The sequence below is a fragment of the Hanstruepera sp. CR43 genome, assembly GCF_055227665.1.
The window spans coordinates 2,821,396-2,834,140 of record NZ_CP200078.1 but is presented as its reverse complement, the minus strand read 5'-3'; the positions used below and the strand labels follow the sequence as shown (position 1 = coordinate 2,834,140).

Annotated in this window: 10 protein-coding genes; 5 read left to right on the top strand and 5 right to left on the bottom strand. The window is 34.7% G+C overall.

Annotated elements, in window-relative coordinates:
* Positions 1-72 precede the first annotated feature (72 nt).
* The 3 genes from ACKXGU_RS12980 to ACKXGU_RS12970 all read left to right on the top strand — a co-directional run bounded on the left by ACKXGU_RS12980 (position 73) and on the right by ACKXGU_RS12970 (position 2,069).
* The gene (locus ACKXGU_RS12980) at positions 73-264 is read left to right on the top strand and encodes a hypothetical protein (protein ID WP_463465708.1); all 192 of its coding nucleotides are present in this window, start codon (positions 73-75) and stop codon (positions 262-264) included.
* 191 nt (positions 265-455) lie between these two features.
* Complete coding sequence (locus tag ACKXGU_RS12975; RefSeq protein ID WP_463465707.1) at positions 456-1,418, top strand: hypothetical protein; 963 nt, start codon at positions 456-458, stop codon at positions 1,416-1,418.
* Positions 1,419-1,490: 72 nt separating this feature from the next.
* Positions 1,491-2,069, top strand: coding sequence for a porin family protein (locus ACKXGU_RS12970; protein ID WP_463465706.1), 579 nt, complete (start codon positions 1,491-1,493; stop codon positions 2,067-2,069).
* Positions 2,070-2,140: 71 nt separating this feature from the next.
* On the opposite strand, the gene ACKXGU_RS12965 is transcribed toward ACKXGU_RS12970, so the two are convergent.
* From ACKXGU_RS12965 to ACKXGU_RS12945, 5 genes are all read right to left on the bottom strand, one after another.
* Complete coding sequence (locus tag ACKXGU_RS12965; RefSeq protein WP_463465705.1) at positions 2,141-4,411, bottom strand: aconitate hydratase; 2,271 nt, start codon at positions 4,409-4,411, stop codon at positions 2,141-2,143.
* Between the two features lie 236 nt (positions 4,412-4,647).
* Positions 4,648-5,601, bottom strand: a complete 954-nt coding sequence (locus ACKXGU_RS12960) for an AAA family ATPase (RefSeq protein ID WP_463465704.1) — start codon at positions 5,599-5,601, stop codon at positions 4,648-4,650.
* Positions 5,602-5,603: 2 nt separating this feature from the next.
* Complete coding sequence (locus tag ACKXGU_RS12955; RefSeq protein WP_463465703.1) at positions 5,604-6,998, bottom strand: peptidylprolyl isomerase; 1,395 nt, start codon at positions 6,996-6,998, stop codon at positions 5,604-5,606.
* Positions 6,999-7,008: 10 nt separating this feature from the next.
* On the bottom strand, positions 7,009-7,866 hold the full coding sequence (locus ACKXGU_RS12950) for a peptidyl-prolyl cis-trans isomerase (protein WP_463465702.1): 858 nt from the start codon (positions 7,864-7,866) through the stop codon (positions 7,009-7,011).
* Positions 7,867-9,810: a peptidylprolyl isomerase gene (locus ACKXGU_RS12945; protein ID WP_463465701.1), complete on the bottom strand. Its 1,944-nt coding sequence runs from the start codon at positions 9,808-9,810 to the stop codon at positions 7,867-7,869. It lies immediately after the preceding gene.
* 162 nt (positions 9,811-9,972) lie between these two features.
* On the opposite strand from ACKXGU_RS12945, the gene ACKXGU_RS12940 reads away from it, so the two are divergent.
* Complete coding sequence (locus ACKXGU_RS12940; RefSeq protein ID WP_463465700.1) at positions 9,973-10,431, top strand: SRPBCC family protein; 459 nt, start codon at positions 9,973-9,975, stop codon at positions 10,429-10,431.
* Positions 10,432-10,510: 79 nt separating this feature from the next.
* Positions 10,511-12,724, top strand: a complete 2,214-nt coding sequence (locus tag ACKXGU_RS12935) for a RelA/SpoT family protein (RefSeq protein WP_463465699.1) — start codon at positions 10,511-10,513, stop codon at positions 12,722-12,724.
* Positions 12,725-12,745 lie beyond the last annotated feature (21 nt).

Sequence of the window (12,745 nt, the reverse complement as noted above, 5' to 3'; positions counted from 1 at the left end):
TGGTATCTCATTTGATTTTTTGAATCTATAGAACCAACCAACGTAATTTAAAATTATTTATATATTTGTTGCATGAATAAAGACAATTCAAATAACCAAATCACACGTAAAGAAGCTCTAAAAAAAATGGGGCGATTTGCTGCTATAACAACTCTAGGAACCTTTATTATTTTAAGCCCAAAAAAAGCACATGCAACATCCCCTCCTGATCCAGGTGGAGGATTTGACCGCGAGGGCAATCCTGAAGATTTATTTCGTGAGTAATTTTGAAATCTTTTTTGGCCCCTCATTGCAGGTACAGTATTAATAATGCTACAATTTTATGGTTTAAAGATTCTAATAAATATTTGATATTAGATAATAAAAACACTTTCTTAATAGATAGTTTTTTAAACAGTAAAAACCACAATCACTTTAACAAATTAATAAATCAGCATGGAGCATATTCAAATAATATGTCACATGCTTTTTTTTTAGAAATAGAAAAACTATTGACAGATGTCAATAGCCCCGAAACGAACCCTATTATTTCTATTGAGAATTTAAGCCCTTCTCCTGACGTTGAAACAAATCTTATTACTTCATTCTACAAATTTAATGGGACCGTATTTAAAATTTGTTATGGATCAAGTTTTGAACAAAGCCTTATCCATCCACAATTTTCTCATTTAGAAGTTGAAAAAACCAAAGCCACTAATGTTGTTCACATTCATTCTAAAAACAATGTAATTCATTTTTTTAAAAACAATGTTCATTTAGGAAGTTATCAAAAAAGTGACTATCATTTATTACAAGGCAAATTTTCAATCGAATTGTTGTGCGCGATTACCCAAACTAAAGAATCGGATTGGCTGGCTACTTTCCACGCCTCAACGGTTTCAAATAATTCAGAAGCAATTATGTTGATTGGTAAGTCTGGGAAAGGAAAAAGCACTTTGTCAGCTATTTTAATGGATTATGGTTATCATTTAGTGGCTGATGATTTTACACCCATGCATTCTAAATCGCTAAAAATATTTCCATTCCCCTCAGCCATCTCAATCAAGAAAACCGCTTTTGAGCTTATTGATTCATTATCAGACCGTATTAAATATAATACATTTCAATCCCCTTACAGCAAAAAAGGGGTTTTGAAATATGTAGCACCCATTAATTTGCCAAACAAAGCCCTACCATGCAATAAAATTATCTTAATAAATTATAAAGAAGATTCGAAAGCCTCATTACAATCAATTGATATAAGTGATGCATTAAATGTATTGATACCAGACTCTTGGATTTCACCAATTCCTAAACATGTACGTTTGTTTATGAATTGGCTAGAACAATGTGATTTTTTCAAATTGACTTATGGTACGAATGACGAAGCTATAACCAAATTCAAATCCCTCTTAAGTCCACCAAATATTAACAGCTAATTACTTTATTAAGCCAAATTAAATTTGATTATGTTTTAATTAATATTATTTTTACTCTTAAATCCATTATTCATGAATAAATATATTTTTATAGGATTATTTTTTATATCATCTTTGGTTTCTTCCCAAAACTTCAATTTAGACACCGATGTTCCTTGGACAATTGGTGTTGGTATAAACATCATTGATAACGATGGTTTTAGATTTGAAAAACCTTTTAATACCGATAACTGGAATATTAAAAATCCACTATCTCTCAATATTGAAAGGAAATGGCGTGACTTTTTATCAACAAATTTAGCTATCACCATTAATCAGTTAACCAAGGACAAAAAACAGAATAATTTTGATGTAAAAGAGTCTAGTAATCTTTTTGCCATTGATTTAACCGGTCGATTTATTTTTGATCAATATATTTTTGAACAAAACCCAAGAGTTGATCCTTTTGAACTTTATGTATTAGCAGGTTTTGGATACACCTATGTTTTTAGGACAGACACAGTAATGTTTGATGTTGGTTTGGGATTTAACTTTTGGTTGTTTCAAGATGTTGGTTTAAGACTGCAAACTATGGGTAAATTTGGATTTAATGATTATATATATCTGAAAAATTATATTCAACACACAGCTGAATTTATTATTAGATTTTAAATTTTAATTGTTTCATAAAAAAAAAGCTCTTGAAAATTCAAGAGCTTTTTTTTTATGATAAATATACTTTCTTAAACAGCATTTTGTTTTTTGATTAAATTCAATGCTGATCCTTCATTATACCAATCAATTTGAGCTTGATTATAACTATGGTTCACTTTAATGACATCTTTGGTCCCATCATTATGAACAAATTCAATATGTAACGGCTTGTCTGGAGCAAAGCTATCCAAATCCAAGAAGTTAATAGTATCGTCTTCCTGAATTAAGTCATAATCATTTTCATTGGCAAAAGTCAATCCTAGCATACCTTGTTTTTTAAGGTTCGTTTCATGAATTCTAGCAAACGATTTAACAATCACAGCAGCAACACCAAGATGCCTTGGCTCCATAGCTGCATGCTCACGCGAAGATCCTTCTCCATAATTATGATCACCAACAACAATGGAATATATACCTTTAGCCTTGTATTGTCTGGCAACATCTGGAACACCTTCGTAATCACCTGTCAATTGATTTTTAACGAAATTTGTTTTCTTATTATAGGCATTTACAGCACCAATTAACATATTGTTAGATATATTGTCCAAATGACCCCGGAAACGTAACCAAGGTCCAGCCATAGAAATATGATCGGTGGTACATTTCCCAAAGGCCTTTATTAATAATTTAGCGTCTTTTATTGAATTACCAATTGGCTTAAAAGGTGTAAGCAGCTGTAAACGCTCTGAAGAGGGATCAACAGTAACTTCAACACCACTACCATCAGCAACTGGAGCTAAATACCCATTATCATCAACTTCAAATCCTTTAGGAGGTAATTCCCATCCTGTTGGCTCGTCCAACATAACCTCTTCGCCATTTTCATTGATTAGCTTATCAGTTAATGGATTAAAGTCTAATCGTCCAGCAATAGCAATAGCTGCTGTCAATTCAGGTGAAGCCACAAATGCATGAGTATTAGGATTTCCATCAGCGCGTTTAGCAAAGTTTCTATTGAAAGAATGTACAATGCTATTTTTAGGTGCATTTTTAGGGTCTTCATAACGAGCCCATTGACCTATGCAAGGGCCACAGGCATTTGTAAAAATCTTGGCATCCAATTTTTCAAAAACCTGAAGGATACCATCACGCTCTGCAGTAAACCTAACTTGCTCTGAACCCGGATTAATACCAAATTCAGCTTTGGTTTTTAGATTTTTGTCCAACGCTTGTTGTGCAATTGAAGAGGCTCGTGATAAATCTTCGTAAGATGAATTGGTACAAGAGCCAATTAATCCCCATTCAACTTTCAAAGGCCAATCGTTAGTTTTCGCTTTTTCATTCATTTCTTCACCCACAGGAGTCGATAAATCTGGCGTAAACGGTCCATTTAATAAAGGACCTAGTTCAGATAGATTAATCTCTATAACCTGATCAAAATATTGCTCCGGATTAGCATAAACCTCTGCATCGCCTGTTAAATATTCTTTCACATTATTTGCTGCATCGGCAACATCAGCTCTATCGGTAGCACGTAAATAACGCTCCATAGAATCATCATAACCAAAAGTTGATGTTGTTGCACCTATTTCGGCTCCCATGTTACATATTGTCCCTTTTCCGGTACATGACATCGCAGTGGCACCAGGTCCAAAATATTCAACAATGGCTCCGGTTCCACCCTTAACGGTCAATATTTCAGCAACTTTTAAAATAACATCTTTTGGTGCCGTCCAACCCGACAGCTTACCAGTTAACTTTACACCTATTAATTTGGGAAATTTCAACTCCCAAGCCATTCCGGCCATCACATCTACAGCATCTGCCCCTCCAACTCCAATAGCTACCATTCCAAGACCGCCAGCATTAACTGTATGCGAGTCTGTCCCAATCATCATACCTCCAGGAAAGGCATAGTTTTCCAAAACTACTTGGTGAATAATTCCAGCACCAGGTTTCCAAAAACCAATACCATATTTATTTGATACAGACTCTAAAAAATTAAAAACTTCATTACTGGTGTTTAGAGCATGTTGCAAGTCTTGATTGGCACCAACTTTTGCCTGTATCAAATGATCACAATGTACTGTTGTAGGAACAGCAACTTTATCTTTGCCGGCTTGCATAAACTGCAGTAAGGCCATTTGAGCAGTTGCATCTTGACACGCTATACGGTCAGGTGCAAAATCTACATAATCCTTACCTCTAACAAAAGCTTTTGTAGGATTTCCGTCCCATAAATGTGAGTATAAAATCTTTTCTGAAAGTGTTAATGGCTTACCTACAACATCTCGTGCTTTATCTACACGTTCTGCCATATTAGCGTAAACCTCCTTTATCATGTCAATATCAAATGCCATATATAAAATTTAATAAGTTTACAATTAATCAATAGTCCTTTTTACAGGAATTGCAAAAGTACAAATTATAAAGAAGATTTAAAAATATGTAATAAAATAGAATTAATTGTAAAATGTTTTCAAAAAAACGACTCAAAAAAGCAATTATTTTATATAATCGTCAATTTTATTGTTCAAATAATAATAAATTAACAAATAAATAAGCTTAAAAAGAATAGAAAATAATTTAGAACGAATTAAAATAAACTCTTGATAATTTGTTCATCGGAAATTCCCTCTGCTTCAGCTTTATAATTTTTAATGACTCTATGCTTGAAAATAGAATTTGCCACAGCTTGAACATTTTCAATATCAGGAGAAAATTTACCATTTATGGCTGCATGAGTCTTAGCGGCTAAAATCAAGTTTTGTGAAGCTCTTGGACCTGCTCCCCAATCTATATAGTTTTTGACTAAATCTGTTGCTTCAGGGCTATTTGGTCTTGTTTTACCAGTCATTCTTACGGCATATTCAATAACATTATCAGCTACTGGAATGCGTCTTATTAAATGTTGAATATCAATAATTTCTTGTGCTGTAAACAGGGGATTCACTTTACTCTCAACATCAGTTGTAGTTGATTTTACAACCTGAACCTCCTCTTCAAAGGATGGATAGTCCAAATTAACTGCAAACATAAAACGATCCAACTGTGCTTCTGGTAAGGGGTACGTTCCTTCTTGTTCTATAGGGTTTTGAGTAGCTAACACAAAATAAGGCAGACTTAACTTGTAATGATGACCCGCAACAGTAACAGCTCTCTCTTGCATAGCTTCCAATAAGGCTGCTTGTGTTTTAGGAGGTGTTCTATTGATCTCATCAGCTAAAATGATGTTAGAAAAAACCGGTCCTTTAATAAACTTAAAATTTCTGTTTTCATCTAATATTTCACTTCCTAAAATATCACTCGGCATTAAATCCGGTGTAAACTGGATTCGTTTAAAATCTAAACCTAAAGCTTGAGAAATGGTATTGACCATTAAGGTTTTTGCCAAACCCGGAACACCAATAAGTAATGCGTGTCCTCCTGAAAATATGGCAATAAGTATTTGATTGACCACCTCATCCTGACCAATGATAACTTTAGCAATTTCCTTTTTTAATGTTTGATATTTTTTTACAAATGCCTCAATAGCAGCTACGTCCGACATACTTATTTTTTTAACCAGTTACCTGTGAATTCACAATCTCTATATTCGCCATTAACCTTTATGTAAGTATCCATAATTTTTTCATTCTGCCATTTATCAATAGCTCGAAAACGTTTTTCACTTAAGGCCAACTCTTTTATTTTCAAATAATCTCTAGCATAGTCAGCTACATGCTCATCTATTCGGTCACTAACCTTCAATACTTGAAATTTAATATTCCCCGTCTGCCCACGATCTGTTTGAACCAAACTAACTTCTTCTTCTTTTAAATCTTGAATTAATCCATAAAGTTCTGGATCCATTTTAGTTAGCTCAAAATTATATCCTTCATTCAAAGGATTGATTAAATAACCTCCCTCACTTCTGGTTTCTTTTTCATCACTAGATTCTCTTGCCGCATCTTCAAAGCTAATATCACCATCAACTATACGCTGTCTGATTTTTACCAGTTTTTCTCGAGCCTCTTGGATAGCCTGTTCAGATACTTTGGGAATCAAGAGAATATGGCGAACGTCATATTCTTGACCTCTAATTTTTTCCAAATAAACTATATGATATCCAAAATCCGTTTCGAACGGGTCTGAAATCTCACCTTCTTGCAACGAAAATGCTACTTCACGGAATTCCTTAACCATTCGCGGTTGCTTTCTGTTTAAAGTATAGAGACCGCCTTGAGGAATTGAGGCTTTATCGTCAGAATACAAAACCACTTTTGACCTAAAACTGGCACCATTTTCCAAAACATCAGCCTTAAACTGTTTTAGTTGGTCAATGACACGTTGTTTTTCTTCATCAGAAACTTGAGGTTCAATAACAATTCGGGATACTTTTAATTCGGTTCCAAAGGTTGGGCGTTCATCTTCAGGAATGTTATTGAAAAATTGTCTCACTTCTTCTGGAGTCACCTCTACTTCATCAATAATCTTGTTTTGCATTTCAAGAGCCAACTTATTGCTTTTATTGATTTCGTACATTTCATCTCTGAAACTTTTTTCGTCTGGCTTATTATAAAAAGCAATTAGCTCTTCCATTGATTTCCCTGATTGGGCAAGAAACTGCTGAATTTGATAATCGACATTAGAGCGAATTTCAGCATCAGAAACCTCAATACTATCCTGAACAGCATGATGAGCATACAGTTTGTCTTCCAAAAGTTTACCAAATAATTGACATCTGGTAACGCCTTCCAAAGAAGCCCCTTGAGCCTTTAATTGAATAATAGTTCTATCGATATCTGAATCCAAAACCACATAATCACCCACAACTGCAGCCACACCATCTAATTTCTGGGCTCCAGATGTCAGAACACTATCTACTTTTTTAGGTGCTGCTTTTGTTTCCTCTTCAATTATCTCTTGAGCACTTATGACTTCAGGCAACAAAAAGATTGCTGCCATTAAAAAAGTTCTAGTTATAAATTTCAAATTGTTTGTTTTTGATAGCATCCTTAGTTATATCTTTTTCTAATTCTTTTATAAGTTCTAATTTTCGCTTGTTTATGACTATCTGGTCAATGGTGGGTTTGACATACTCCAATGGCGCCAAACTATTCCGCTCAAGCACATCTTTTATTTGCATCAAATATAATCCTAATGAATCTTTGAGTTGTATAAAATTAGATTTTTTTAACAATTCATTTTTGTTTTCAGTTGTGATTACAGGAATTTTATCAATGGCTTGAGTAACCTTTATCCAAATGGAGTCATTAAGTGAATAAGACTTGAATTGAATAGCAATGGAATCCAGCTCTTTCTTATCATCTTCATTGAACCGAGTGAATTTAGTTTTCAAATCGGGTAATTCAAATCTATTCTCGTCAATGTTGATATATCGAAATTTAATAAGATCCTCATTGAGCTTAAAAATGTCCTTGTTATCGTTATAATAAGATTCTGCTTCCAACAGAGAAACCGAAGTATCTATATTTCTGGTCACTAAAGCCTCAAGATAAGCTGTTGAATAAAGTTCATTTCTATACTGATTGGCCAAATCATCAAAACGCTTGAGTTTTTGATCACTTAAATTTCGTCTAGCCCCATCAACCAACAACTGTTCAGCCGCCCATTTATTGATAAAGTTGGTGAGTCTGATTATACTATCTTCTTCAGATATATTTTCGGTAAATAAATGAGTGACATCATCTTGATAAAGATAATTCTCATTAACACGAGCCAATGGTTTTCTGTCATCTTCCTGCTTATAAAAATAATTACATGAAGTTGTCAAAACAGTTAACAATATGACCAAAAAACCAGACTGTTTCAATTAGTTGTTAATTTGTTTTTTTACTTTATTCAGAATTTCTTCGTTTATGACAACCGGGTATTGAGACCTTAAATCCTGCAACCAAAGTTCTTCTTTATGAACTTGAAAATCACTTATTATTTGCCCTTTGGCTTCTTCATAAGCTTTCGGTTCTTTCGGCAAAACCTTGTTTACCAATGCCACAATATAGGCATCATTATAAGGATATATTTTTGAAACACCGGTTTTATAACCAAAATCTTGAGGCAAGGCCTGGTGCTCTTTATCCATGATACCTGAAGTAAAGATCACATGTATTTTCCCATCTGAATTTAATGCACTTTTGATTGCTTCCTCAGATTTTCCATCTTCCAACATTTGTTTCACCTGTTTTATTGTTCCCTTGTTTGACGAAGAAGCCACAAGAGCCTCAACCCGCTCATTCCAGAGGTATTTATTTTTGTTCGCTTGATAAAAATTATCCAAACCAACAGAATCCGATTTAGAAGCATTCCATATCTCGGTTTCCATTAAATCAAACAACAACAATCCATCTCGATATTCTGCAACTATATGAGCAAAATCATCATTTTCATTTTCTAAATTTTCTTCCTGATACTGTACCAAATTAGCATCTAGAAATTCCTTGTACTTTTCTTCAACCAACTTATCGAAAGACTTCTTAGCAGTAGCCCTTCTTTGGCTTTTAAGTAAAAACTGTCCGAAATCATTGTAGCTTAATTTCTTATTTTCGATGGCTACAAGATCTTTTTCTCCTTGAAAATCGTTTGGCAAAACCCATCTACCAACAAAATACTCATCACTCAACAAAGATTGAAAATACGATAGCGCAGGTTGCTCATAACTTACCTGATAACGTGCCATAAGATTGTTTACAAGTGAAGTATTTATTAATTGGGACCTAGAATCTTTTTTTACTTTAGCTTCTAATTCGGGCTTCATGGCTTCAAAAGTCTCAATACTTTTTTTGTCGTTTAGTTTAATGATGTGCCATCCAAATTCGGTTTTGAAAGGCTTGGAAATGTCTCCAACGTTCTCTAAACCAAATGCCTGCTCTTCAAACTCACTAGAACTCAACTGTCCGCCACTAAATGGTGATAGTTTTCCACCATTTTGGGCAGAACTTTTATCGTCTGAAAATTGTTTAGCCAATGACTCAAACGATTCGCCTTGTTGTAACTTATTATAAATATCGTTAATTCGGGTTTCAGCTATTGAGGAATCGTCCTTATTTTCACTTACCATAATATGGGAAACAGACCGCTCGCCTCTCGACTGACGAACATCGTTAACGATAACGATATGGTATCCAAATCGGGTTTTAAATGGCATAGAAATTTCTCCAACAGGTGTATTATAGGCAGCTGTTTCAAATGGATAAACCATTTTAAAACCAGAAAAATAACCTAAATTCTCGGCATAGATTGTTTTACCGTTATGAACGTCTTTCTGAACATCTTCAAAACCCTCTTTGGCAACGCGATCTCGAAATTTCAAAAGTTGATTGTAAGCAGCCAGTGTATCTTCTGGTGAGGCATTCTCATCAAGCCTAATTAAGATATGATCTGCATTAACCTCTTTTGATATGCGCTCATAAGCTTCAGCGACAAGTTCATCAGTTACTTTAGAATCGGTAAGATAATTTTTAGCTAATTGTTTTTTATAATTACTTAATTCCCTGATATAGGAAGGCTTTTCATCAAGGCCTTGCTCCTTAGCTTCCTTAAGCTTCAATTTATAATTAACAAAGAGCTTTAAATATTCATCTACGTTTTTTTGAGATTCATCTTGGACTAAATCCAAATTCTTATTAAAGATCCTAATAAATTCGGACGCATAAACGGGTTCGCCCGCAACTGTAAACAACACATCTGAATCAGTTGTCTGTGCCTTTACTACAGACAAGCCAAACACCATTAGGATAGCATAAATATATTTAGTCATAAGTATATATTGATTTTTTCAATTCATGCAAAAATAGGAATAATAGCCTATAATACAAGATGTAAAAACAAACGACTCATAAAGTTTTTTAGTATTGGATTATCAGAGTAAAATTAAAATTCAAAAATAACGTATATTTAAATTTCATTAATAGTATCCGTTATGATTTACACCACAGAAATAATAGTGAACGTTCCTCTGAAAGAATTCATTAAAAAATTGGACAACCCTGATAATATGAAGCATTGGCAACGCGGTTTAATTGACTACGACCATATATCCGGTGTTCCAGGTGAAATAGGTTCCAAAATGAAACTTGTGTATAAAATGGGAAAGCGGGAAATGGAATTAATTGAAACCATTACCTTTCAAGATTTACCACACGCTTTTCATGTTACATACGATACAAAAGGTATGCACAACCTTCAGGAAAATTTCTTTGAAGAACTGGATGAGAATAGAACCAAATGGACATCAAAAAGCGAATTCCTACCCACAAGCTTTATGCTTCGAATGATGACTCTTTTAATGCCAGGAGCCTTTAAAAAACAATCAAAAAAATATCTAGAGGACTTCAAAAATTTTGCTGAAAAAGGCATCTCGGTTGCTCCAAAAAAATAAACCAAAAAAAATCGAAAATTTATAGTTTTAACTTAACAAAAAGCGTTGTTAGTTCATTATGTTTTAGTAATTTTAGTATATGACAGAAATAGATATTGAAAAGGAAAATGCTGCAATTGCCCAAGCTTACAAAGAACTGCTTCGCGTAAGTTATAGAACGCTTTCTGCACAAGACAAAAAGCAAATCCGCAAGGCATTTGATGTAGCTGTCGATGCTCATAAAGATCAGCGTAGAAAATCTGGTGAAGCCTATATATTTCACCCTATTGCCGTTGCCAAAATAGTAGCGCAGGAAATCGGTTTGGATGCTACTTCCATTACCGCAGCCTTACTTCATGATGTTGTAGAGGACAATGACAATTATACTCTCAAAGATATCGAGAAGATGTTCGGTGAGACTGTTGCTCGAATTGTCGATGGATTAACAAAAATTTCTTCCCTTAAAAAAGACATGGACGTATCCATGCAGGCAGAGAATTTTAGAAAAATGCTTCTAACGCTTAATGATGATGTCCGGGTTATCATCATCAAGATAGCCGACAGATTACACAACATGCAAACCATGGATTCCATGCGCGCAGACAAGCAAGTCAAAATTGCATCGGAAACTCTTTATATTTATGCGCCACTGGCTCATAGAATTGGACTCTATAATATTAAAACCGAACTTGAAGATTTAGGCTTAAAATATACCGAGCCGGATGTTTATAATGATATCTTAAACAAGATTAAGGAGAGTAAGGAAGAACAAGATAATTACATCAAGGAATTTAGCAAAGTTATTTCCACGTCTCTGGACAAAGAACATTTGGATTACGAAATCAAAGGCCGTCCAAAATCCATTTTCTCCATTCGCCGAAAAATGCTCAATCAAGGTGTCTCGTTTGATGAAGTTTACGACAAATTTGCCGTACGAATCATTTACAAAAGTGACCCTGAAAACGAAAAGTTTCTGGCGTGGAAAATTTATTCCATCGTAACTGACCATTTTAGGCCCAATCCCACTCGATTACGTGATTGGATTTCATCGCCTAAGTCTACGGGCTATGAAGCTTTGCATATAACTGTGGTTGGCCCAAAAGGCAGATGGGTTGAAGTGCAAATTCGAAGCGAACGGATGAATGAAATTGCCGAAAAAGGTTATGCCGCACATTATAAATACAAAGAAGGTGGTGAAGACGACGATAGTATCGATATGTGGATAGCCAAACTTCAGGAGACATTGGAAAACCCAGAGATAGACGCCGTAGACTTTGTAGAGCAATTTAAGCTCAATCTCTATTCCAAAGAAATTTTTGTGTTTACCCCAAAAGGCGATTTGAAATCCTTGCCTAAAGGTGCTACCCCATTGGATTTTGCCTTTAGTATTCATACAGAAGTCGGTATGAGAACCCGTGGCGCCAAGGTAAATGGCAAATTGGTGCCCTTGAGTCATGTCTTGAAAAGTGGCGACCGCGTTGATATTTTAACTGCTGAAAACGCCAAGCCCAATTCAAACTGGTTAGATTATGCCACAACAGCAAGAGCCAGAAGTAAAATCAAATCAGCTTTAAAAGAAGATAAAAAGGAAATTGCTGAAGAAGGCAAGGAAGTCTTACGCAGAAAATTAAAACAGCTCAAAATCAATTTAGACGAAAGATCGGTTAATGAAATGGTCAACCATTTCAAATTAAAAACCAGTCTAGATTTGTTTTATCGTGTTGGTGTTGGTTCAATTGACAACACCATGCTCAAGGAATATGCCTCATCCAGAAGCAATGCTTTGATGAGCTATATCAAGAATAAAATCTCAAGAAAACCTTCTATTCCAAAAGAAGAAATAGACAAAGATGAAATCACCTCCAAATATGATATGCTCGTTTTTGGCAAGGAAGAAGAGAAACTTGATTATAAATTTGCCCATTGTTGCAATCCCATTCCTGGCGATCCTGTTTTCGGCTTTTTAACCATTAATGATGGTATTAAAGTCCACAAGAAAAATTGCCCGAATGCCGTCAGTTTGCAATCTAATTATGCCTATCGCATTATGCAGGCCAAGTGGATAGATTCGTCACAACAGGAATTTGCCGCGCAAATACGACTATCGGGTATCGACAATCTGGGATTGGTAAACAACATCACCAAGGTCATTTCATCCAACATGCATGTCAACATGAAAAGTATCAGTTTTGAAAGTGATGACGGTATTTTCTCTGGAAAAATTAATGTGATTGTCAAGAACAACAATATGCTTAAAAAGCTCATGGACAACTTAAAAAAAATTAATGGTATCGATAAAGTGTCCAGAGTTTAAAAATAAGTGTAAATTTGCAGC